Here is a 22,043-nt window from a genome sequence, read left to right as displayed (position 1 = left end):
GCGTATATTACATAAAATTTGACTTTTAAGTCATTTTTTAAACGAGTTTCTTTTTGGAACTTGTGTAAAGTAGAACTATGGATTTATACGAGTGTCTTTTAAATGAATAGCTTTGAATCTTTTTGGATAAATTGTAAAGATGGTTATCGACTTGCTGCTCAATTTTATCCAGCAACAGATAACAGTAAGCCGTATCCTGTGCTGATTTGTCCAGCAACAGGCATTACCAAAAATTTCTATCATGCTTTCGCAGAATGGCTGAACCAGCAAGGTTATAGTGTTTTAAGTTTTGATTTCAGAGGTATCGGTGAATCTTTACATGGTGCACTTAAAGACTCTACAGCCAGTATAAATGACTGGGGAATTTATGATATTCCTGCTGCAATCGAGAGTTTATTAGATCGAACCCAAGCTGAAAAAGTGATTATTGTTGGGCATAGCGCAGGTGGACAGTTACTCGGTATTACCTCTAACTATAATAAAGTTGCTAAGGTATTGGCGATCGCTGGCTCAACAGGTCATGTTAAAGGATTGAAAGGAAAAACTAAAATTCTTGCACCTTTGATGTTTAATGTTATCTTCCCTGTTTCAAGCCTTATTAAAGGTTATGGTGCAACTCAATTCATTGGCATGGGTGAAAACCTACCTAAAAATGTTGCAAAACAATGGGCTGAATTTTGTAGTAAGCCAGGCTATGTCATGAATGCAATTGGTAAAACCATTTTTGAAGACTACCACCAAGAAATCCAATGCCCAATCACTTCTTTTTGGGCAAGCGATGATGAAATCGCGACACAGGCGAATGTTAAAGACCTATTACGCCTCTACCCGAATGCCAAAACTAAGTTGATCGAGTTGAATCCACAACAGCACGGCTATAAGCAAATTGGCCATATGTTGATGTTTAAAAAATCACATCAAAAGCTATGGCCTCTCATGGAAAATGAACTCCGCATTTAAATCAAGTGATCACTTTTCTAGTTTCAAGCTTTGCACTTTACGCATCTAAACCTGTAATCCTGTTTAGATGCGTCTTTTTTAGTATCGATACCAAAAACCAATCTTTGTAGATATTTAGCTTCTTGTTTTCTCTGATATTTATTCTATCAATCTGTAATTCACAGTTATTTATTCAAATTAGCTTACTCTGCTTTGGTTTTAACCTGTCATTTTTAAAATTTCATCGGAAAAATGTGACAAAGAATGTATTTATTCAACTTTTTTAAAAATTTTTATGTGCTATATTTTAACCAGTTGATCAATACAAATATTTGTATTAGCTATTTTTTAAGCGTTATTTATTTTATAAATATATTGATTTCGTATATTTATGACATTTTAGACAGAAAATATTATAAAAATGTCACGTCAAAAATCGTATTTTTTTTCTACAATACGATTATTCTACAAATAAGCAGCAATGCAAGGCTGTAGGACAACTTTGAGGGAAAGACGACTGGATAGTACATCATTAATAGCTGATTTATGTGAATTTTATGATGACTTATTCACTCAGAATAAAGATAATTTCATCGTTATCTTTGGACAGATTTGTTAAAAAATGGAATGCTAAAAAAATCAGGAAATGGATTTTTTTAACAGGCAAATTATAGACATTTCATGGAATCTAGGAACTACTAGGCGTAGTTTCTTGTGCAAGTATAGGAAATAAGTGATGCCAAAAAAATATGCGCGTTTTTTACCTACAGCCGATTCATTTAACCTGGAAGACTTCCCTTTTTACTGGATTTCTCAAGTAAATGCTCAATACGTTCAAAATATTGATAACGTGCTCAAAAAATATGGTTTAGACAATTCTCGCCGCCGCATTTTAATTGCATTGCACGTCAAACCTCATGCAAGTGTGTCTGAACTCTCAGACATGGTCATTTCCAAAATGTCGACCACAACCAAGATTGTTTATCGCCTAAAAGATGAAGGCTATATCGATACCTATTCTTGTAAAGAAGATGGTCGTATCACTCGCGTCTACCTAACCGAAAAAGGTAAAGAAATGATTATTAAAATCAATGACCTAACCTCTGTTATTTTAGAACAATCTTTTGATGGCTTAACACCACTGCAAATTGAAAAAACAATGGAAATTTTACGCCATATGTTTAAAAATCTTGCACGCTAAGCAACTAATTAAAAAAGGCTTCCAATAGGAAGCCTTTTTTAATCTTATCAAATCAAAGATTAAGCTCGATCAAACATATTCAGTTGCGGTGTCACTTTTTCAATCTTGGCTTTGGGGACATGTGAACATTCAAACTCTTCTACAGGGAAACCTTTCATAAATTCATAAAGTTGATGGGGTTGTTTTAAGCTTAGCCATTCATCTAGACGTTCATGAGGAATGACGACTACTGAACGCTTCACATCACCTGGTTCGTGGAAGTCTCTCATCATCGGATGGTCTATCGCATCCATCGTGAGCATGCTTGCTGAACGAATGATCTGCTCATTCAACTTTCGGATCTCATATAAGGCAGCAATGTAAAATGCTTGCCCATCTTTACGGCGGACACCCCAACGTTGTGGCTTATTATCAATATATTTGCTTTCATAAAACTCAGAAACGGGAATGACACCAAATTTGCACTTTGAAGCTGCCTCCAAGAAACTAGGTTTCTGAAAAATGGTTTCATGCCGTGCATTGTAAGTATGCTTGGAAATATTGGTATCTTCCGACCATTTTGGTACCAAACCAAACAACACCTCCCTCCACTCCAGCCCCTGCTCCGATTTAAATAACAAAGGTGTTGTGTAGCTTGGATAAACCTCCTCCACATATCCAAAAGGAATCAAAGGTAACTCAAGTTGCTTAGCTTGCTCGAAAGTTAATGGTTTATAGTTAGCACACATAGTTCATTCAGTATTTACCCATAACAATAAAGTTAAAAAAAGGAGGTCTCAGCCCTCCTTTTTTATTTCACAAAAATTAGCCAAATATTTTTTTCATTTTTGCACTTAGGCCGTGGATAAAACGGTGCTTAGCATTGGCTTTATCACTGGTCAAGAAGTTAATTTGAATCGACTGGCGCTGCCCTTCATAAGGAACATAGCCATGCCAACCATTATCAGTCACTTTAAATGCAATCAAAGTACCTGGACCTGCATTGATCTCTTCAACGTAGTCATCCATATTCTTTTCATCATTTAGGATACGTAAACGCCCTGTAGGCGCATCCCATGATTCGTTTAAATAGATCAGAATTGTCAGCAATTTGGTTTTCGAGTCTGAATGAATACGACCATCTTTTTGACGTGAATAACCACGTAAAGTGATCATCATCGGATGTTCCATCACATCTACATCAAATTTTTCTGTGAGGATTTGGCGAAACTCTTTAGTATCTAATGATTTTAGAAAGCGATCAAAATTAGGCTTAATTTCAACATCTTCAATGTTATAGCTACCACCCTGTTCAATCTTAGGGAAATCCTGAATAACAGCTTTCACTTCACTATCAATAATCGAATTTTCCACAACAAAATAAGGATATGGCGAAGTCGAAACTTGCGCTTGTTTTAAAGCATCTAATTTTAAAATTTGTGACATCGTTATGATTCGTCTAAATATTCAAACTACGAGAATTATAGCAAAAATTTCATCAGGATAATGTTTTATCCTGTTTTAGATGATGATGAAAATAATAGATGTCTGCTTAATATAACTCCCACAAAAAAAGCCTCCGAAGAGGCTTTTTGTTTTCTAGATGATATTAATCACCTGTATAACCTTTTAACTTTAAACGTGCAGCATGTAACAATGGCTCTGTATAACCTGATGGCTGCTCTGCACCCTTGAAGATCAAGTCAGAAGCGGCTTGGAATGCAATACCATCAAAGTTTGGTGCCATTGGTGTATACAATGGATCATTGGCATTTTGCTGATCAACAATCACAGCCATACGTTTAAGTACTTCTTCAACTTGCGCACGTGTAACGATACCGTGACGTAACCAGTTTGCAACGTGTTGAGAAGAGATACGTAAAGTTGCACGATCTTCCATTAAGCCAACGTTGTTAATGTCTGGCACTTTAGAACAACCAACACCCAAGTCTACCCAACGAACCACATAACCCAAGATACCTTGACAGTTATTTTCAAGTTCGTTGTTTAGTTCTTCCGCAGTCCAGTTTGTTTCTGGTGCGAATGGCGGCGTTAACAAGTCATCTAAAGTCAACATATCTTCAGCAGCCAATACATCTTGACGTGCTTTTACGTTGATTTGATGGTAGTGCAAAGCATGAAGCACCGCACCTGTTGGAGATGGAACCCATGCACAAGTTGCACCTGCATTTGGATGAGCTGTCTTAGTCGCCAACATATCTTTCATGCTATCTGGCTTTGGCCACATACCTTTACCAATTTGCGCTTTACCTTGTAAACCACATGCTAAACCAATTGCAACGTTACGGTTTTCGTAAGCAGCAATCCATTTTTGGGTTTTAACGGCTTCTTTACGAACAACTGGCGCAGCTTCCATAGATGTATGGATTTCGTCACCGGTACGGTCCATAAAACCTGTGTTAATAAAGATAGTGCGGTCTTTCGCAGCAGCAATACAGTTTTTCAAGTTTACAGAGGTACGACGTTCTTCATCCATAATACCAATTTTGAGTGATTTTGCTGGTAAGCCAATAGCTTGTTCAGCACGCTCAAATAATTCAACTGCAAACGCAACTTCTTCTGGACCATGCATTTTTGGTTTAACAATATACATTGAGCCTTTACGAGAGTTCTTGTTCTCATTTTGGCCACGAATATCTGCCACTGTCAGCAATGGAGTCACTAGGGCATCCATGATACCTTCAAACACTTCTTCACCTTCAACAAGGATCGCAGGGTTTGTCATTAAGTGACCTACGTTACGAAGTAACATTAATGAACGGCCATGTAAGGTTGTGGTTCCACCAATCAGGTTCTGTACAGTACGGTCTTTGTTTAAAGTACGAGTAACTGTTTTACCATTCTTCTCGATTGACTCTTGTAAGTCACCTTTCATTAGACCTAACCAGTTACGGTAGCCTTCTACTTTCTCTTCAGCATCAACTGCTGCAACAGAGTCTTCCAAATCTTGGATCGTGGTCACTGCAGCTTCAAGTGTTAAGTCTTTAACACCAGCAGCATCCGTCTTACCCACTGGGCTGTTCGCGTCAATTTCGATAATTACATGCAAACCGTTATTTAATAAAACGATCTCAGTTGGGTTTGCAGCCTCACCATTGAAACCTACAAATTGTGATTCATGCGCTAAAGATGTAGTTGAACCATCTTTTAAAGTCACAACCAAACCGTTATTCACGATTGCATATTTAGTTGCATCTTCATGCGAACCTTGCGCCAACGGGAAAGTTTGGTTTAAAAAGTTCTTTGCAAAAGCAATAACTTTATCGCCACGAACTGGGTTATAACCTTTGCCTTTCTCTGCGCCACCTTCTTCAGAAATAACGTCTGTACCATACAGTGCGTCATATAAAGAACCCCAACGTGCATTTGCAGCATTCAAGCTATAACGTGCGTTACGTACCGGTACAACCAATTGTGGACCAGCTAATAATGCAATTTCTTCATCAACATTTTCAGTCGTAACTTCAAAGTCAGCAACTTCTGGTACGAGGTAACCAATTTCAGTTAAGAATGCCTTGTAAGCATTTAATTCAAATTTGTTGTTGCGATGCCATTCATCAATCTTCGCTTGAAGATCATCACGCTTAGCCAATAATGCTTTGTTCTTTGGGCTAAGGTCTACAACGACTTGCTCGAAGTTTTTCCAGTAAGTTTCACTATCTAAACCAGTACCTGGTAAAGCTTCATTTTCGATGAAATCGTAAAGTTCTTTAGCAATCGCTAGCTTGCCTTTTTGAATACGTGCAGTCATTGTCTTTCCTGATGGTGCTAACTTTTTATAACAAGAATTCTAGTATACTGATTTATACTAGCCTGAATAGTAATATCACATTCCTAAATAGTAAGCATTTTCCCCATTAGAAGTATTGACAAACGTTGTTTTTTATATCTATCAAAATATCAAATGATGGGTGCTTTGTTTTCTAGTTATGCAATCTACTCCCTTTTTCAAACTCATCTAGTTATAGCAAAATTCAACCAAGAATAAAGCCTTATCAATGTAAGTTTATGAAAAAAGGCATTCCGAAGAATGCCTTTTTTGATTTATGAAGTTTGTGTAACTTGAATCTGTCGATGCTCCGAATGCAGGTAATCATCCGATTGCATTTCTAATAAACGTGAACGTGTCCGTTCAATTTCAAAAGCCAGTTTATCGCCTTCATAAAGTTCAATGATTGAATCTTCTGACGTTAAAATGAGTTTTACCCCACGATCATAGAATTCATCGACCAAATAAATAAAGCGACGTGTTCCTTCAGACAGGAAATCAGTCAAATGCGGAACGTTACTCACCAATACCGTATTATAGATATTCGCAATTTCGATAAAGTCTGCTGGGCTACGAGGCTTAAAACATAACTCGGAAAACTCGCACCATAAAACGTCTTCGGTATGCCCTAAAGTTTCTACCACGCGATTATTGATCATGATTGGAGAATTAGATTGAGTCTGAGTTTGAGTCAGCGCTTTAAAACGACCGAACAACCACTCTTGAGCATCTGCTGTTAATGGATATTTAAACAATTGCGCTTGTTTTAAGACACGTAAACGATAATCTACACCTGCATCAACATTGAGCACGGTACAGTTCTTTTTCACCAACTCAATTGTCGGCAAGAAACGATCACGGTGAATGCCATTTTTATATAGGCCATCTGGCGCAATATTCGAGGTCGCAATCAAAGTAATGCCGCGTTCGAATAGCTTTTGAAATAGGTCACTTAAGATCATTGCATCTGTGACATTTGATACGAAAAATTCGTCAAAGCAAATCACAACAGCATCTTTATAAATCTGATCCGCAACCAAATCTAAAGGGTTACGTTGTCCAGAAAGTTTATTCAACTCTTTATGTACATGTTGCATAAAGTGATGGAAATGCATACGTGTTTTACGGCGGAATGGAACAGATTCATAGAACTGGTCCATTAACCATGTTTTTCCACGGCCGACACCACCCCACATATAAACACCCTTTGGATAGGTTTGGCGACGGAAACGTCGAAACGCTTTCTTGGATGCTTTATAGCGAGTGAGTAACTCTTTCCATACTCGATCCAACTCTTGCACTGCTTGTGCTTGAGCCTCATCTGGCATGAATTGCCCTGACTCGAGTGCTTGAGCATAACGCTCAGCAGGTGAAGTCGGGATATATGCAGTGCTATGTGAGTCTGGTTTAGAATTTGACATAAGGTGTTATTGCAATTTTAATTGATGAAAATTATATCGAACATTCTGTTCAATGGCATTAGATTTTAGGCTTAATTATCATAGAGTTTAAACATCAAAATGTACCATTTTTAATCATTTAATGATTTCGATTATATTGTCTAGGACTTAAACCAAACCATCTTTTAAACGCATGATTGAAAGCTGCAGGTTCAGAGTAACCCAACATTTCAGCGACCTGTTCAATTGAATAAGAACTATTTTCAATAAACTTAATCGCCTTTTGTTTAATCAATCTTTCACGGATTTCTTTATAGCTGGTCTGCATTTGCTGCAATTGATGCCTTAGAGTCCGTTCAGGAATACTCAAAGCACAAGCTGTTTCAGCCATGGTCGGCATGACGCCATTTTGCATTTCCAAATAATCTTGCACATACTCAACAACGGTTAATTTGAGTACTGCACTCTTCTCTAAATGTGCAATATCCTGTAGGCATTTTTCTTCATAAATACGATACGTCAAAATATCAGCAGATGGAATTTTTGTATTTAAAATTTGTGTATTTTCTAAAATAAAGGCTGCTTGTGCACATCCAAATTTAACATCTTGTCCATAGTAGTCCTGATAAGCAGCAAGCAAACTTATATCTTTAGGGCGCTGAAATGGCAATTCAATCTGAATCTTAGGCACATCCAAGCCCATCATTTTAAAGATGTCCTGTAGAAACTTATAAGTCCCTGATATTTCGCATTGCGCTCTCAATTGACCTAAATGCATACTTAAATCAATTGGTCGGTAAAGTAAATGTATTAAGTCATCTTCTATCTTTAGCTGCAATGAACCAAAAAGATGAGTCAGTTGCTGGAACTGCACCCCATTTAATAAGGCTCGATGCAAGGTATCACTGGTCACCAGTAACATCAGAAATGGACCATAGCCAGCCAAAGCATAGTGCTGCCCAATGAATAGACCTTGTTCAGGTGAAATATCCTGACTAATATGCTGCATGATGTCCCATTCAATTTCGTCAGGAATAATTGAGCTTGGATCTAAAGCATCGGCTTGTATTCCCATATTTGCTAAACGTGCATCCACATCAATACCGACATGACGCATGCCTTGAATCAAATACATCAATCCGAGGATAGATCTCTTCATAGTTCCAAATGCAGTTCTCAAAACTTTAATGTTTTACTATAAAAATACGGACAAATGAATTGCCGAAATGATCAAGTTTTGCGTCGATACAATCATATTTAATCTGTATAAAACCGTTAAAATTGCACAAAATTTAGCTGTATAGGATATAGACTATGCGTGATGTAACCAAAAATGCGATTCAAAAAACTAAAGTTGCAATTATTGGTGCCGGTTTTGGTGGTTTAGCGATGGCTATTCGCCTTTTACAAAGTCAAATCAATGATTTTGTAATTTTGGAAAAAACCGACAATGTTGGTGGTACATGGCGTGAAAACCAATACCCAGGCGCAGCATGTGATGTTCAATCTCACATGTATTCTCTCTCCTTTGCACCTAAAACCGACTGGTCAAAACGTTATGCTGAAGCAGATGAAATTTTCACCTATATTCAAGATATTACTGAACAATACAAATTAAAAGACTACGCTAGATTCAATCACGAAGTCACCAATGCAGAATTTGATGAAAGTCGTAATCTGTGGATTTTAGAGTTTAAAGATCAGCCAACACTAGAAGCACAATTCGTTATTTTTGCCTCTGGCCCATTACATGTACCACAAATTCCACATATAAACGGCATTGAGAAATTCAAAGGCAAAGTGTTCCATTCTTCGCAATGGGATCACGACTACGATTTGACAGGTAAATCGGTTGCTTCTATTGGTACAGGCGGCAGTGCGATTCAGTATATTCCTGAAATTGCAGCTGAAGTAAAACAATTGTATGTATTACAACGTACTGCCGCTTGGGTTATTCCTCGTGATGAACGTAAATACTCGCAACTTAGTAAATCTTTATTTAAAGCCTCTAATATCTACCGCCAGATTCATCGTACCCGTTTATACTGGACTAATGAATCACGTGTAGTGCCGATCGTACAACCACAAATCATGAAGTATGGGCAGAAACTGGCTGAAGCATTCATTCGTTATCAAGTAAAAGACAAAGAGCTTGCCAAGAAACTTACTCCTGACTTTGTCATGGGTTGCAAACGTATTTTAATCTCAAATAAATACTTCCCAACATTTAACCGTAAAAATGTTGAGTTAGTGACCGATGCTATTCAAGAAATTACAGCCAATAGCATCATTACCAAAGATGGTAAAGAACGTCAGATCGATTGTTTGATTTACGGTACAGGCTTTATTACAGACCCACGTATTTATCTAAAGCATTTTAACTGTGTTGGTCGCAATGGCATTGAACTTAAGCAAGCATGGAAAGATGGGGCTGAAAGTTATTATGGCGTGAGTACCAAAAATTTCCCAAATTTATTTCAGTTACTTGGACCAAACACTATTCTTGGACATAACTCAGTTATTTTCATGATTGAGTCTCAGGTCAACTATATTCTACAACTCATCCAAACCGTTGATAAAACCGGTACACAAGCGATTGAGATCAAGCACGAAGTGCAAGACCAGTTCAATCAACGTGTTCAAGATCAACTTAAAGGTACAGTTTGGCAAGCAGGTGGTTGTAGTAGTTGGTATCAAGCGGCCGATGGTAAAAACTTCTCTTTATGGCCAACTTATACTTGGAGGTTCTGGTTAGAAACTCGTAAAGTGAATGTAGCAGACTATAACTTTATCAGTACGGCAACTGAAGAAAAAAGCAGTGTTGCCTAAATAAGATAGCCTTATTTCCAAAAAACACCTTTGATCCTCAAAGGTGTTTTTTATTTCGAGTACACCCATCAGATTTGACTGTTTTATTTGCTTACATTACACCTCCTGTCTTATTTGAATTTCAAAAATTACTCACTTTTATGCACAGAACAAAATATTCATGCTAATATTTTAACTACCTACCGTTAGGTAGGTGGGTAAAATTTATTATGTTCATTCCTCGTAAGAGTATACAAAAGATGAAATCTGCTCTCCCTATGACCAAGATCAGTTGGTCTTTGTTACTGCTGCTCTCCTTATTCACCGCCTTAGATGCATTGGCGATTGATATTTATTTACCTGCTTTTCCACTTTTAGCAGAAAGTTTTGCAACCTCACCTGGTCATATACAACTCACGCTTTCGGTCTTTCTGATTGGCCTTGCGATTGGCCAAGGACTTTATGGCCCGCTGTTAGATCGTTTTGGTCGCCGTAAGCCTTTACTGATCGGAATAGCAATTTTCATCTTAGGCTCTTTATTGGCTGCATTTGCACCAACAATTGAATGGCTATTGGCGGCACGTTTCTTACAAGCAATAGGTGCTTCTGCTGGTCTAGTTGTTCCCAGAGCAATCATTTCAGATGTATGCGATGCCAAAACCAGTGCTCAAAATTTCTCTATTCTGATGCAAGTGATGATGATTGTTCCAATCATTGCACCTCTGTTTGGCAGTATGATTCTACAGTTTGGCTCTTGGCATTTTATTTTCTACACCTTAGCGATATTGGGTGGAATTTTATGGTTATGGGGAAGCCAAGCCATCCCAGAAACATTAAAACCACAGTATAGACAAACCTTACAATTCTCAGTGATCAAAAACAGTTATCAAGCCCTGTGTCTTAATAAAAGCTTTATCAGTTATACCTTGGCAGGTGGTTTTATCTTAGGGGGATTCTTCGTTTATCTTAGCCAATCTCCCTTTATTTTTATTCAGCATTATCATATTCATAATCAAGCTTTCAGTACTTTATTTGCAGCCAATGCTGTTGGGCTTATTATATTCGGCCAGATCTCCATCCTATTGCTGAAACGTTGGTCAGCTCAACAATTACTAGTGCTGGGCATGTGTATATTTAGTGGTTCCAGTTTTATTTTAATGCTGAGCGTTTATTTTTATGATTTGAATTTATGGCAATACATTGTTCTCTTAGGGCTAAGTATCTGGTCTACTGGCTTTATTTTTGGCAATCTAACTGCATTAACCATGCAGCAAAGCCCACAGAATTTGACAGGTGCAGCCTCATCATTGATGGGTTTATTGCAATATGCCTTTGCTTCGCTGATTGGCTTGATCGTGAGCTTTTTTACAATCAGTATCAGTCTTCTTCCAGCCAGTTTATTCCTTTGCGGAGTAATTGCACTTGGCTTATGTGTTTATGCCGCATTTAAACAATGCGGAGAATTCTCTGCATTAGAAACTGAATAATCATCATTCGCTGATCAGCTACTTGAATTAAGTGCTGATCAGAATATCCAGTGCTTTTAAAATCGCATCAAGTCTCAGTTGAAATTTTTCTCGTCCACCATAAATCAGCTCACTTTGTAATGCATCAACAAAGCTCATACACACTCGAGCCAAAACTAAACTATCCAGTTGATACTTATTTTCCATCAAAACTGAGTGCTGAATAGCCTGAGAAAATACTTGCTCGAGTTCTGCCATAAAGACATGCATCGGTTCAATTACTTGATCATACAAATGTACTGGCGGACTAATTAAAGCATTCATCCAAAACTGAACCCCATAAGATTCATTAAAGCGTTGCTCGATACCAGCTAAATACGTATGTAATTGCTGCTGAATTTCCGTGCCACCTTGCAAGACGATTTTGGCATGTCCCAACTCTTCATCAATCATGATCGGGATCAAGCTCAGATACAGTTCATCTTTATTCTTAAAATGCGCATAAATTGAAGGTTTTTTAATTCCAACATCCGTCGCAATTTCATTTAAGGATGTTGCTGCAAAACCTTGTTTTGCAAAACGCTCCAAAGCAATTTTTTGAATCTTAGCTGCTGTCACAAATCATTTACCTCTATTTCTTACAAAAGTATATTTCAGCCAACCTGATATTCATAGTTATGTACAACAATGAAGTGAATCAATCAGATTCACAACTTCTGATCTGTTTAAATGCACTTTTATTGCAAAGCATTCTATATCAAGTGATATATAAATCTATCCAAGTATCGGATTTCCCTGCATAATAAATCAGCACTATAAACGCTTTGATGATATGACCTCTTTTGTTTTAATCTTCCAAATTTTTGTCTGCATTAGCTTAGGCTATTTTGTTGGGCCACATTTATCACAAACAATTAAACAATTCGTATTTAAAATACTGCCCTATTTTTCTTATATTTTACTGATTAGTGTCGCATTTGAGCTGACTCAAGCCTTAAATCACGTTCAAAATCCTACTGCTATTCTACCACCAGCGTTACTGATTGCATTCACCACTTCAATTGGTTCATTTTTTATTTGCTTGATCACCTACAAACTGATTGATCGACAAAGTATCCAAGGAAAAATTTCCTTACACCTGTTTCTCAATGCACTCAAGAATATCGTTAAAGCATTTTTGGCTTTGGGTGTTGGTATTCTATTAGGCGTCATAGTTAATAGCGCAAGTTTAGCGATCAGCTTTAATAGTTGGTATTTATTGCTGATCTTTATTTTTTTGATTGGGATCGAATTAGCCTTCACTCAGTTTGATCGTAGTTGGTTGAGTTGGAGAATTCTACTTGTACCAATCGCAGCTTTTGTTGGTTCCTGCTTAGCTGCAATCTTTAACTATTTTATTCTATCCAACCATTATAGTTTGAATGAAGTGATGGCCTTGGCTCAAGGTTATGGTTGGTATTCAATGTCAGGGATTTTATTTACTGAATTGCATTCAGCAAAAATGGGTGGTATTGCCTTATTAACAGATTTATTTAGAGAAATTTTTGCGATTCTATTGATGTATTGTCTAGGCTGGCGCTTCCCTCGTTCTGCTATTTCAAGTGCTGGGGCAACTTCGATGGATGTCACGCTGGCCATGGTCAAACAATCATGTGGTACGCATTACGTACCACATGCAATGATGAGCGGATTAATCTTGTCACTGCTCGCGCCACTATTAATCAGCTTATTTTTGAACTTAAAATTGTAAAGCGACAGTAGCCAATTAGATTGAAGCTAAAATTGACTTTAACATTTCAGTTGGGTTCTCAGCCTTGGTAATTGGGCGACCGATAACTAAATGAGTTGAACCATCCAACATTGCTTGTTTTGGCGTCACAATACGCTTTTGATCATCAGCATTTGAACCTTCAGGTCGAATCCCTGGCGTGACCAATGCAAACTCTTGTCCTAACATTTCGCGAAGGATCTTAGCTTCTTGCGCTGAACACACGACACCATCTAATCCACTCTCTTGAGTAAGTTTTGCTAAACGCTTTACATGTTCAACAGGCTCTATATCCAAACCTAGATCACGTAAGTCTTCACGGCCCATTGACGTCAGAACCGTCACCGCAATCAATTGAGTTGAGTAGTTACCTGCTTTAAGGCGCTCCACACAGGTTTCCATCATCTTACGACCACCTGATGCATGCACATTCACCATCCACACACCGAGATCCGCAGCAGCACACACCGCTTGAGCAGTCGTGTTAGGAATATCGTGAAATTTTAAATCAAGGAAAACCTCAAAACCTCTGTCTTGAAAATTTTTAACGATGGATGGACCTTCATGAGTAAATAGCTCTTTGCCTACCTTGACACGACAAAGTGACGGATCCAGTTGATCTACAATTGTTAAGGCGTCATATTGGCTTTTTGCGTCTAGGGCAACAATAATACTCACGAATCTAGTTCCATCACATAAAAATCGGCTAATTATAAAGTGATTCACACAATGAACAAAGCAAGAAAACTATCATATTGAAAAAAAGCTTTTCCGATAGGTTGAAATGCACCTATCTTTGCTCTGATATTAAAATAGCTCTAGTATCAACTTCCAATGCTTCAAAGATATGTGCTTGATCCGCTGGGTAACAAATATAATCCCCTTCACTCAGCAACACGGGTTCTGAAATCAACCCTACCTTAGCCTGACCTTTCATAATAATAATATGCTCAACACTACCAATCGGGTGTGGCTGGCTACAGCGTGGCTCACCTGGCTGTGTTGTTAGCATATAAACATCTCGTCTGGCACCCGTTGGACAATTTGCCAATAAAATCGCTTGATAATGGGCAATCTCCGAAGAAACCGAAGGTCCTTCACCAAAACGGATCACTTGCGTTTGCGTGATATTGCTTTCCATTAACTTCGCAAATGGGATATCCAAAGCCACACACAAAGCCCATAAGGTTTCTAGACTTGGATTCCCTTGAGCCGCTTCTAATTGCGACAGAGTTGATTTTGCAATACCTGCTCGACGAGCAACTTCAGCCAAGGACAGCCCAGCCTTTTGTCTTTCTCGTTGTAAGCCTTTAGCAACAATTTCGATTGGTAATGCCATATAACACCATAAAAAACGAACGTTCGCTTTGACGAACGATATAAAATTAATCTATTATATCGTGCGTTCGTTTGATATAGAAAATAAAGATGCAAGATAAAGAGCGGCACAGTTTAATTAAGGCAATCATCCTTATTTCAATTGCTACAGGCATTGTCGGCATTTCTTTGGGCTCTGTTGCAGCAAGTTTTGATGTACCGATGTGGGTTCCATTACTTCTCTCACTCACTGTACTCGCAGGCGCGGCAGAATTTACCTTCGTTGGAATGATTGCAACAGGCGCAAACCCTATTTTCGCAGCCTTAACAGGGATATTGATTAACTTACGCCATCTCCCATTTGGCTTATCAGTTGCAACATTTATTGAAAAAAATGCTTACCGCTTTATCGCTTGCCACATTATGAATGATGAAAGTGTCATGTTTGGATTGAGCCAACAAGATGATCAAACCAAAAAATGGGCTTATTGGATGTGCGGATCAGGGATTGCTATTCTTTGGCCAGTTGGCGTGTTTATAGGTTACCTGTTGAGTAAAAACATTCCTGACATCTACGTATTTGGTATAGATGCTGCGTTCCCTGCCATTCTTTTCGCATTAATCCTACCTATGCTAAGAAACAAAACCACACGGAATCGCGTGTTTTTGGGTAGCACATTATCTTTAGCCTCTATTCCGTTACTACCAACAGGCTTACCTGTTTTAGTATCTATGTTCGGCCTATTACTCAAAGGCAAATCTAAATGAAATATAGTGAAAGTTATATCTTTGTAGGAATTGCCGTACTTGCCCTTGGTACTTATCTCATTCGTTATTCGGGATTTTACTTAGCCAATCGCATGACTTTTAAAGAACATCACAAACAACTTCTTGCCGATTCTGCTTGTGTGCTTCTGTTTACCTTGGCCATATTCAATACGCTGTTTACTGAAACTAATTTTAGTGGTATCAGCAAAATCATCGGGGTCTCAGTTGCGATTATTTTTGCTTGGAAAAAATATTCATTGATTGTTGTTATCTTGGTGGCCATGCTCATCACCGCATTCTTAAGATATCTCGGTGTTCCTTAGCATAAAAAAATAGCCCTTTAAATAAAGGGCTATTTAGTCAAGTTATAATATCTTCTCGAGTTTATAACTTCATCAATATTCTTAATTACAGTGGAGTACGAGTCTGACTCTCAGGATTGATATCCAACACTGTTTTTTCATGTCTTACACTTGCAGCAGCTTCTGCGGCAGCCTGTTGTGCAAGTTGTATCTGCTCTTTTCGAAGATAGTCGATATCTTTACGCAGTCGTTTAATTTCCCAACTGGTCTGGAAGACTCGGAAAACTTGAACACCCAGCAATAAACCCACAACGATACCCAATGCGAGCGTCAATAAAAGTAGTAGACCTAAACGCATGGCTGGAACTTGAGTAAATAATAAATCTACTTGTAATTCAGCTGGGTTCTGAAGAACCAGAGCGAGTGAATAACCAAAAATGGCAACGAGTAATGCAATTAATACATAACGCATAAACACCTCAATTCTTATTCAGCAGATTCGTTTACTGCATCACGAAGTGCTTTACCAGGTTTAAAGTGTGGGACTGCTTTCGCTGCAACATCTACAGATCGACCTGTTTTAGGATTTCGGCCTAAACGTGGCTCACGGTGATGTAATGCAAAACTACCAAAACCACGGATTTCAATACGATCGCCACTTGAAAGTGCTTCAATCATTTGATCAATCATAATCTTAACTGCATCTTCAACTAAAGGTTCAGCCAAGTGTGGGTTTTTAAGTGCAATCCGTTCAATTAAATCAGATTTATTAAGTGCTTCAGTAGTCATTGATGACCTCTTTAATTATTGCTACTTTTCAATGTTTTTAATAATAACCTGTTTAAATACAAAACGGTAGCGCAGTACATGATTACTACGCTACCGTTTGCAGTATTTTTGTATAAAAAAGTACGTCTCAGTTACAAGAAACGTACTTTTTAACAAATTACTTCATTTGAGCTTTAATTAAGTCACCAATAGTCTTAGGACCATTGCTTTCTGCAGTTTGAGTTGCAGCAGCTTGACGAGCATTGTTTACAGCTTCTTTCTCTTCAGCTTCGTCTTTCGCTTTGATAGACAAGTTGATAGAGCGAGATTTACGATCAACGTTGATGATCTTCGCTTCAACTTCTTGACCAACTTCTAAGAATTTAGTTGCATCTTCAACGCGGTCACGGTTGATTTCAGAAGCTTTAAGCGTTGCTTCGATGTCATCAGCTAATTTAACTGTAGCACCTTTAGCATCAACAGCAGTCACAGTACCTTTAACCAAAGCACCGCGCTCGTTCGCAGCTAAGAAATCATTGAATGGATCGCTGTTTAATTGCTTGATACCAAGGCTGATACGGTTACCTTCAGCGTCTACAGATAAGATAACTGCTTCAACTGTGTCACCTTTCTTGTAACGACGGATAGCTTCTTCGCCTTGTTCGTTCCAAGAAATGTCAGATAAATGTACTAAACCGTCGATACCACCAGATAAACCGATGAAGATACCGAAGTCAGTGATTGACTTGATCGTACCAGAAACTTTTTCGCCTTTTTCATTTGCTTTAGCAAACTCTTCCCATGGGTTAGCACGAGTTTGTTTGATACCCAATGAAATACGACGACGTTCTTCGTCAACTTCAAGAACCATAACATCAACTTCGTCACCGATCTGAACAACTTTAGATGGGTGGATGTTTTTGTTTGTGTGGTCCATTTCTGAAACGTGTACTAAACCTTCAACGCCTTCAGCGATTTCAGCGAAACAACCGTAGTCAGTTAAGTTAGTAACACGTGCTTTAACGATAGAACCTTTAGGGTAACGGCTCATGATCGCTAACCATGGATCTTCGCCTAATTGCTTAAGACCTAAAGATACGCGGTTACGCTCGCGGTCAAACTTAAGTACTTTAACAGTAACTTCTTGACCAACTTCAACAACTTCTGAAGGGTGCTTGATACGCTTCCAAGCCATATCTGTGATATGTAGAAGACCATCAATACCGCCAAGATCAACGAACGCGCCGTAATCAGTAAGGTTCTTGATAGTACCTGTAACTGTTTGACCTTCTTCAAGTTGAGCAAGCAATGCTTCACGGTCAGCTGAAGATTCAGCTTCCATAACTGCACGACGAGATACAACAACGTTGTTACGTTTAGCATCAAGTTTGATTACTTTGAACTCTAACTCTTTACCTTCAAGGTGAGTTGTGTCACGGATAGGACGAGTGTCAACTAAAGAACCTGGTAAGAATGCACGTACAGGACCGATGTCAACAGTGAAACCGCCTTTAACCTTACCAGAGATAACACCAGTAACGATTTCGCCGTCTTCAAAGATTTTCTCAAGTTTAGTCCAAGTTTCAGCACGCTTCGCTTTTTCACGTGATAAAACTGTTTGACCCATACCGTTGTCAAGCGCTTCAACAACTACGTCAACAGTATCGCCAACTTGAACTTCAAGTTCACGTTGTTCATTTAAAAATTCAGCACGGTCAACTACGCCTTCAGATTTAAGGCCAGTGTCAACAGTAACCCAGTCAGAATCGATACTAACAACAGTACCTTGGATGACTGCACCCTTTTCAACGTTGAGGTTTAATTCACTTTCTTCAAAGAGGGCTGCAAAAGATTCGGTCATGATATACCTGATAAAGTCCGCGGTCTTGGATCAGACAAGGCCGGTTTAGTTAAGTTGTTACATTGTCCAAAAAATCTGATCAAGCAATGCTTCAACTGATAAAAAAATTGTGTATCTATTTTATACAGCTATTGATATAGTCAACCATTAGCTGAAACACCTCATCGATGCCTATTGTAGAACTATCAATGATATATGCATCATCAGCTGGCTTGAGCGGAGCAACAGCGCGCTCCATATCTCTCTTATCTCTAGCCTGTATGTTAGATAAAATGTCGCTTATTTTAGCATCAAGCCCCATGCCCTGCAACTGTTTTACGCGTCGCTCTGCCCGAGACTCGGCCGATGCCGTTAAATAAATTTTCGCTTGAGCCTCTGGAAAAATCGAAGTTGCCATATCACGCCCATCAGCAACCAAGCCTGGTGCTTGAATAAATGCTCGTTGGCGCGCGAATAATGCCTTTCTTAATTCAGGCACTGTTGCGACTTTAGAAGCATACTCACCCACTTGTTCCGTTCGAATGGTGTTAGTAACATCTACACCCTCCAGAAAAACAAGCGTCGCTGCTTCAGTTGTTTTAAATTCGATATCTAAATGCGTAGCAAACTCAACACATTGCTCTAAGTTTGTATCGACTTGATCCAGCAAGCCTCGTTGAAACAATGACAGTCCAAGTAAACGATATAACGCGCCAGAGTCTAATAAATTAAACTGGTAATGTGCTGCAATTTTAGCAGCCAGTGTGCCTTTTCCCGAACCACTTGGGCCATCTATCGTAATAATATGAACTGTCATTCCCATCTCTTATGAAGCAACTGATTTGGCTAATTTTGAAAAACCTAGTGTAATCGCTGCTTTGAGTTGTGCAAGAACTAATTTACTAACTAAAGGTGCTTTTGCTGTAAATTCAATCTTATAAGTCACTAAAGTTATAAAAGGTGTAATTTCTTTAAAGTCAATTTGCCCCAAGTGATGCTTCACCAAAGGGTTATTAATCAACTTATACTCAATACGCTTATTTTCTTCCAACAAAGTAATTTCTTCCTGTAATGGCTTAATTGGTCCAAAGCCCATACGACGAATCGAACCTACACCATCAGGACGTTGCGGATCAGCGGAGTCTTTAACACGTACAACCTGTAAAGGTGCAAATGCCTTGTTATACGTGACATGTTTTGACAAAAGTTCAAAAACGTCGGAAATCGGTGCATTAAATTCTTTTTCTATGGTGATTGCATTACGCATAAGTTCGCCTTTTGATATGACCCAAAATCATCGGAGGCTTAGTTTGCCACAACTCATAAGACATTTTTAATCATTTAAGGACGTTTTTGACGAACGGATTTTCTTCTTCTCATTTCTTCTTTGCTTAAAAAAGTCACTTAACTGCAATGAGCATTGTTCTTGTAAGCAGCCTTGTTCAAAGGCGAATTTATGATTGTAATAACCACTTTCTAGCAGTTGTCTAGCACTCACCAATGACCCTGCTTTAGGTTCAGTGGTAGCAAAAACTACACGCTGTATCCGTGCATGAATTAATGCGCCCACACACATGGTACAAGGTTCGAGTGTCACGAAGAGTGTAGTATCTTCAGGTAAACGATAGTTATTCAAAGACTGACAAGCAGCACGTAAGGCTTGTATCTCTGCATGTGCTGTTGGATCTGACAATTTGATTGGTGCATTGTATCCTGCACCAATTACCTGCCCATTGCTAACCAAAATTGCCCCAACAGGTATTTCACCTTGCGCTGCTGCTAATGCAGCCTGCTCATAGGCAAGCTGCATCCAATATTCATCATTAAAGTTTTCAGAATTCATATGACTCAGGCAATAACACCATATTGCTTTAATAATGCGTTCCAGCTTTCGATATTGGTCACAGGAGGACAATCCCCCAAGATACCTTTCAAGCTGAGTTGCTCAGTTGCCTGCCATTCTGGAGATAAATCCTTATCTACCAAACGTGCACGCACACCCTCGACAAAGTCTGGATGACGAATCTTCCAATCAGAAATTTGTGCTTCCAATGCAAACACTTCATCCCATGCATGACCTTGTTTGCCCCATTGCCATAGCAACCATGTGATTGCAGCTGTGCTTGGAGAGCCTTTCTGTAAGTTTTCACTGGCTTGACGCAACCAGTCACTGCTTGCATCACTCAAACCAATAATTGATTGATAATCATACTCAAAGCTCTGTCCTCGACAAACACTATGAATTACATCAATTGAGTTTTGTAACGGGCCGGAAGCGACAGGACGATGCAAACTATTTAAGGTATCGTCAATTGCTCTAAATGCACCTGCTGGATAATGATTCCAATCCACACTGAGTACTTTTTGAAGCACATTATCACGTTGCGCTTCACAGATATGCGTCGCCCAACCAATGCTAAATGCTCCTGCGGCCGTCATAATTGAACCCGTCAAGCCGGTAAACAAACCAATTTGTCCACGATCGGCCAAGAAGCGACTCGCCCCCACATCAGGGTATAAACCGATATTAATTTCTGGCATTGCCAAACGTGAATAAGGCGTGACTAGACGGAATGGTGCAGCCATAAACAGACCAAGCCCACCACCCATCACATAACCCTCACCCCAAACCACAATCGGTTTAGCATAGTTATGCAATAGTAAATCAAGCGCATATTCCTGCTGGAAGAATTGATTCGCAGCATCAACTTCCTGATTAATTACAAGTTGGCGTAATTTACGAACATCACCACCCGCACAAAATGCTTTTGGTGTGGTTGAGTCAAACCAAATCGCTTTAACAGTTTCATCGACATGAAAATCTTCAAAAACTTTCAGCAGTGCACTTACGATTGATTCATCTAAGGCGTGCAAAGATTTAGGTCGATTCAAACGAATGATTCGCCAACCATTTTTAGCGTGTTCAATAACTAAATCTGGATGATAGCTATTTAAATCAGGAGAAGTCATTATGCGTCCAATTGCCAGTCTATAGGCTCAATGCCATGTTGTTTCAAATAATGATTTGTTTTAGAAAATACTTTGCAACCAAAAAAACCACCGCGATTTGCAGCAAGTGGCGATGGATGTGCTGCACTTAGAACCAGATGTTTATTACGATCGATACGCTGACCTTTGCGTTGCGCATAGGCACCCCACAAAATAAACACAACATGTTCACGCTGTTCATTCAATACATCAATTACGGTATCTGTGAAGTCTTCCCACCCTTGTTTCTGATGCGAAGTCGGTTGTCCTGCTTCTACCGTGAGTACGCTGTTAAGTAACAATACGCCTTGTGCCGCCCATTTACTCAGGTCACCATGACGTGAAACAGGCACAGCCAAGTCCGTATGTAATTCATGAAAAATATTACGCAAAGACGGTGGTAATGCAATCCCTCTTTGTACCGAAAAACTCAGGCCATTGGCTTGGTTTGGGCCATGATACGGATCTTGTCCTAAAATCACCACTTTAACATCACCAAGTGGTGTCGTATTCAGCGCATTAAAAATCTGTTTACTTGGTGGATAAATGGTTTTTTCTGCAAGTTTTTCTTGTTGCAAAAACTCGCGTAAATTATCCATTTTCTGACTCAATAGAAACTCTGAAAGCGAGATTTTCCAAGACTCATCCAACTGAACTTTACTTAACTTGTCCTGCTGCTGTTCAGTAAATTGCATCCACATTCCTTGAA

At 38.9% G+C, this 22,043-nt stretch carries 23 protein-coding genes; 7 read left to right on the top strand and 16 right to left on the bottom strand.

The window, feature by feature from the left end; translation table 11 throughout:
• Positions 1 to 102 precede the first annotated feature (102 nt).
• Positions 103 to 960: an alpha/beta hydrolase family protein gene (locus NDN11_RS08145; RefSeq protein ID WP_251111342.1), complete on the top strand. Its 858-nt coding sequence runs from the start codon at positions 103 to 105 to the stop codon at positions 958 to 960.
• Positions 961 to 1,675: 715 nt separating this feature from the next.
• Complete coding sequence (locus tag NDN11_RS08140; RefSeq protein ID WP_251111341.1) at positions 1,676 to 2,140, top strand: MarR family winged helix-turn-helix transcriptional regulator; 465 nt, start codon at positions 1,676 to 1,678, stop codon at positions 2,138 to 2,140.
• A 59-nt stretch (positions 2,141 to 2,199) separates the two neighbouring features.
• On the opposite strand, the gene NDN11_RS08135 is transcribed toward NDN11_RS08140, so the two are convergent.
• The 5 genes from NDN11_RS08135 to NDN11_RS08115 all read right to left on the bottom strand — a co-directional run bounded on the left by NDN11_RS08135 (position 2,200) and on the right by NDN11_RS08115 (position 8,468).
• Positions 2,200 to 2,868 carry an SOS response-associated peptidase gene (locus NDN11_RS08135; RefSeq protein WP_251111340.1) on the bottom strand — a complete coding sequence of 223 codons (669 nt, stop codon included), beginning with the start codon at positions 2,866 to 2,868 and terminating at the stop codon, positions 2,200 to 2,202.
• 76 nt (positions 2,869 to 2,944) lie between these two features.
• A complete protein-coding gene (locus NDN11_RS08130; protein ID WP_251111339.1) occupies positions 2,945 to 3,565 on the bottom strand; it encodes a 2OG-Fe(II) oxygenase in 621 nt (206 codons plus the stop codon).
• A gap of 163 nt (positions 3,566 to 3,728) precedes the next feature.
• Positions 3,729 to 5,891 (bottom strand): malate synthase G, encoded by a 2,163-nt coding sequence (locus NDN11_RS08125; protein WP_167246790.1) that lies wholly within the window; start codon positions 5,889 to 5,891, stop codon positions 3,729 to 3,731.
• Between the two features lie 293 nt (positions 5,892 to 6,184).
• Complete coding sequence (gene zapE, locus NDN11_RS08120) at positions 6,185 to 7,330, bottom strand: cell division protein ZapE (protein ID WP_167246788.1); 1,146 nt, start codon at positions 7,328 to 7,330, stop codon at positions 6,185 to 6,187.
• Between the two features lie 118 nt (positions 7,331 to 7,448).
• Positions 7,449 to 8,468 (bottom strand): AraC family transcriptional regulator, encoded by a 1,020-nt coding sequence (locus NDN11_RS08115; RefSeq protein WP_167246786.1) that lies wholly within the window; start codon positions 8,466 to 8,468, stop codon positions 7,449 to 7,451.
• 155 nt (positions 8,469 to 8,623) lie between these two features.
• Between NDN11_RS08115 and NDN11_RS08110 the strand changes: the two genes are divergently transcribed.
• Together NDN11_RS08110 and NDN11_RS08105 are read left to right on the top strand one after the other, a co-directional pair.
• Positions 8,624 to 10,138, top strand: a complete 1,515-nt coding sequence (locus tag NDN11_RS08110) for a flavin-containing monooxygenase (RefSeq protein WP_251111338.1) — start codon at positions 8,624 to 8,626, stop codon at positions 10,136 to 10,138.
• Between the two features lie 239 nt (positions 10,139 to 10,377).
• Complete coding sequence (locus NDN11_RS08105) at positions 10,378 to 11,604, top strand: multidrug effflux MFS transporter (RefSeq protein ID WP_251111337.1); 1,227 nt, start codon at positions 10,378 to 10,380, stop codon at positions 11,602 to 11,604.
• 27 nt (positions 11,605 to 11,631) lie between these two features.
• Here NDN11_RS08105 and NDN11_RS08100 read toward each other — a convergent pair whose 3' ends face one another.
• A complete protein-coding gene (locus NDN11_RS08100; RefSeq protein ID WP_167246780.1) occupies positions 11,632 to 12,201 on the bottom strand; it encodes a TetR/AcrR family transcriptional regulator in 570 nt (189 codons plus the stop codon).
• Positions 12,202 to 12,415: 214 nt separating this feature from the next.
• Between NDN11_RS08100 and NDN11_RS08095 the strand changes: the two genes are divergently transcribed.
• Positions 12,416 to 13,333 carry a LysO family transporter gene (locus NDN11_RS08095; RefSeq protein WP_251111336.1) on the top strand — a complete coding sequence of 306 codons (918 nt, stop codon included), beginning with the start codon at positions 12,416 to 12,418 and terminating at the stop codon, positions 13,331 to 13,333.
• A 15-nt stretch (positions 13,334 to 13,348) separates the two neighbouring features.
• On the opposite strand, the gene pyrF is transcribed toward NDN11_RS08095, so the two are convergent.
• Together pyrF and NDN11_RS08085 are read right to left on the bottom strand one after the other, a co-directional pair.
• The gene (pyrF, locus tag NDN11_RS08090; protein WP_167246776.1) at positions 13,349 to 14,029 is read right to left on the bottom strand and encodes an orotidine-5'-phosphate decarboxylase; all 681 of its coding nucleotides are present in this window, start codon (positions 14,027 to 14,029) and stop codon (positions 13,349 to 13,351) included.
• A gap of 112 nt (positions 14,030 to 14,141) precedes the next feature.
• The gene (locus tag NDN11_RS08085; RefSeq protein WP_167246774.1) at positions 14,142 to 14,690 is read right to left on the bottom strand and encodes a helix-turn-helix domain-containing protein; all 549 of its coding nucleotides are present in this window, start codon (positions 14,688 to 14,690) and stop codon (positions 14,142 to 14,144) included.
• A gap of 89 nt (positions 14,691 to 14,779) precedes the next feature.
• Between NDN11_RS08085 and NDN11_RS08080 the strand changes: the two genes are divergently transcribed.
• Both NDN11_RS08080 and NDN11_RS08075 read left to right on the top strand, forming a co-directional pair.
• Positions 14,780 to 15,436 carry an AzlC family ABC transporter permease gene (locus tag NDN11_RS08080; RefSeq protein ID WP_251111335.1) on the top strand — a complete coding sequence of 219 codons (657 nt, stop codon included), beginning with the start codon at positions 14,780 to 14,782 and terminating at the stop codon, positions 15,434 to 15,436.
• Complete coding sequence (locus NDN11_RS08075) at positions 15,433 to 15,759, top strand: AzlD domain-containing protein (RefSeq protein WP_251111334.1); 327 nt, start codon at positions 15,433 to 15,435, stop codon at positions 15,757 to 15,759. Before NDN11_RS08080 ends, NDN11_RS08075 begins: the two co-directional genes overlap by 4 nt.
• A gap of 85 nt (positions 15,760 to 15,844) precedes the next feature.
• On the opposite strand, the gene NDN11_RS08070 is transcribed toward NDN11_RS08075, so the two are convergent.
• The 8 genes from NDN11_RS08070 to ung all read right to left on the bottom strand — a co-directional run bounded on the left by NDN11_RS08070 (position 15,845) and on the right by ung (position 22,029).
• Positions 15,845 to 16,210 (bottom strand): lipopolysaccharide assembly protein LapA domain-containing protein, encoded by a 366-nt coding sequence (locus tag NDN11_RS08070; RefSeq protein WP_016163885.1) that lies wholly within the window; start codon positions 16,208 to 16,210, stop codon positions 15,845 to 15,847.
• 14 nt (positions 16,211 to 16,224) lie between these two features.
• Entirely contained in the window at positions 16,225 to 16,527 is a 303-nt protein-coding gene (locus NDN11_RS08065) for an integration host factor subunit beta (protein ID WP_004806663.1), read from the bottom strand.
• Positions 16,528 to 16,684: 157 nt separating this feature from the next.
• Positions 16,685 to 18,367, bottom strand: a complete 1,683-nt coding sequence (gene rpsA, locus NDN11_RS08060) for a 30S ribosomal protein S1 (protein WP_004806660.1) — start codon at positions 18,365 to 18,367, stop codon at positions 16,685 to 16,687.
• A gap of 115 nt (positions 18,368 to 18,482) precedes the next feature.
• Positions 18,483 to 19,163 (bottom strand): (d)CMP kinase, encoded by a 681-nt coding sequence (gene cmk, locus NDN11_RS08055; protein WP_251111333.1) that lies wholly within the window; start codon positions 19,161 to 19,163, stop codon positions 18,483 to 18,485.
• Between the two features lie 9 nt (positions 19,164 to 19,172).
• On the bottom strand, positions 19,173 to 19,613 hold the full coding sequence (locus NDN11_RS08050) for an SRPBCC family protein (RefSeq protein ID WP_251111332.1): 441 nt from the start codon (positions 19,611 to 19,613) through the stop codon (positions 19,173 to 19,175).
• 66 nt (positions 19,614 to 19,679) lie between these two features.
• Complete coding sequence (tadA, locus tag NDN11_RS08045) at positions 19,680 to 20,189, bottom strand: tRNA adenosine(34) deaminase TadA (protein ID WP_167246765.1); 510 nt, start codon at positions 20,187 to 20,189, stop codon at positions 19,680 to 19,682.
• 5 nt (positions 20,190 to 20,194) lie between these two features.
• Entirely contained in the window at positions 20,195 to 21,319 is a 1,125-nt protein-coding gene (locus NDN11_RS08040; protein WP_251111517.1) for an enoyl-CoA hydratase/isomerase family protein, read from the bottom strand.
• On the bottom strand, positions 21,316 to 22,029 hold the full coding sequence (ung, locus tag NDN11_RS08035; protein ID WP_167246761.1) for a uracil-DNA glycosylase: 714 nt from the start codon (positions 22,027 to 22,029) through the stop codon (positions 21,316 to 21,318). The genes NDN11_RS08040 and ung overlap by 4 nt, the downstream gene beginning before the upstream one ends.
• Positions 22,030 to 22,043 lie beyond the last annotated feature (14 nt).

The sequence above is a fragment of the Acinetobacter sp. C26M genome, from assembly GCF_023702675.1.
GTDB lineage: Bacteria > Pseudomonadota > Gammaproteobacteria > Pseudomonadales > Moraxellaceae > Acinetobacter.
Note: the sequence above shows the minus strand (reverse complement) of the source record. Positions and strands in the feature narration are given on the sequence as shown.

Coding starts and splice junctions, on each gene's coding strand:
- NDN11_RS08075 (WP_251111334.1), top strand. CDS start 15,433: ATGAAATATAGTGAAAGTTATATCTTTGTAGGAATTGCCGTACTTGCC.
- NDN11_RS08130 (WP_251111339.1), bottom strand. CDS start 3,565: ATGTCACAAATTTTAAAATTAGATGCTTTAAAACAAGCGCAAGTTTCG.
- NDN11_RS08125 (WP_167246790.1), bottom strand. CDS start 5,891: ATGACTGCACGTATTCAAAAAGGCAAGCTAGCGATTGCTAAAGAACTT.
- NDN11_RS08110 (WP_251111338.1), top strand. CDS start 8,624: ATGCGTGATGTAACCAAAAATGCGATTCAAAAAACTAAAGTTGCAATT.
- NDN11_RS08070 (WP_016163885.1), bottom strand. CDS start 16,210: ATGCGTTATGTATTAATTGCATTACTCGTTGCCATTTTTGGTTATTCA.
- NDN11_RS08085 (WP_167246774.1), bottom strand. CDS start 14,690: ATGGCATTACCAATCGAAATTGTTGCTAAAGGCTTACAACGAGAAAGA.
- rpsA (WP_004806660.1), bottom strand. CDS start 18,367: ATGACCGAATCTTTTGCAGCCCTCTTTGAAGAAAGTGAATTAAACCTC.
- ung (WP_167246761.1), bottom strand. CDS start 22,029: ATGCAATTTACTGAACAGCAGCAGGACAAGTTAAGTAAAGTTCAGTTG.
- NDN11_RS08105 (WP_251111337.1), top strand. CDS start 10,378: ATGAAATCTGCTCTCCCTATGACCAAGATCAGTTGGTCTTTGTTACTG.
- tadA (WP_167246765.1), bottom strand. CDS start 20,189: ATGAATTCTGAAAACTTTAATGATGAATATTGGATGCAGCTTGCCTAT.
- NDN11_RS08140 (WP_251111341.1), top strand. CDS start 1,676: ATGCCAAAAAAATATGCGCGTTTTTTACCTACAGCCGATTCATTTAAC.
- cmk (WP_251111333.1), bottom strand. CDS start 19,163: ATGACAGTTCATATTATTACGATAGATGGCCCAAGTGGTTCGGGAAAA.
- NDN11_RS08080 (WP_251111335.1), top strand. CDS start 14,780: ATGCAAGATAAAGAGCGGCACAGTTTAATTAAGGCAATCATCCTTATT.
- NDN11_RS08065 (WP_004806663.1), bottom strand. CDS start 16,527: ATGACTACTGAAGCACTTAATAAATCTGATTTAATTGAACGGATTGCA.
- NDN11_RS08050 (WP_251111332.1), bottom strand. CDS start 19,613: ATGCGTAATGCAATCACCATAGAAAAAGAATTTAATGCACCGATTTCC.
- NDN11_RS08145 (WP_251111342.1), top strand. CDS start 103: ATGAATAGCTTTGAATCTTTTTGGATAAATTGTAAAGATGGTTATCGA.
- zapE (WP_167246788.1), bottom strand. CDS start 7,330: ATGTCAAATTCTAAACCAGACTCACATAGCACTGCATATATCCCGACT.
- NDN11_RS08095 (WP_251111336.1), top strand. CDS start 12,416: ATGACCTCTTTTGTTTTAATCTTCCAAATTTTTGTCTGCATTAGCTTA.
- NDN11_RS08115 (WP_167246786.1), bottom strand. CDS start 8,468: ATGAAGAGATCTATCCTCGGATTGATGTATTTGATTCAAGGCATGCGT.
- NDN11_RS08135 (WP_251111340.1), bottom strand. CDS start 2,868: ATGTGTGCTAACTATAAACCATTAACTTTCGAGCAAGCTAAGCAACTT.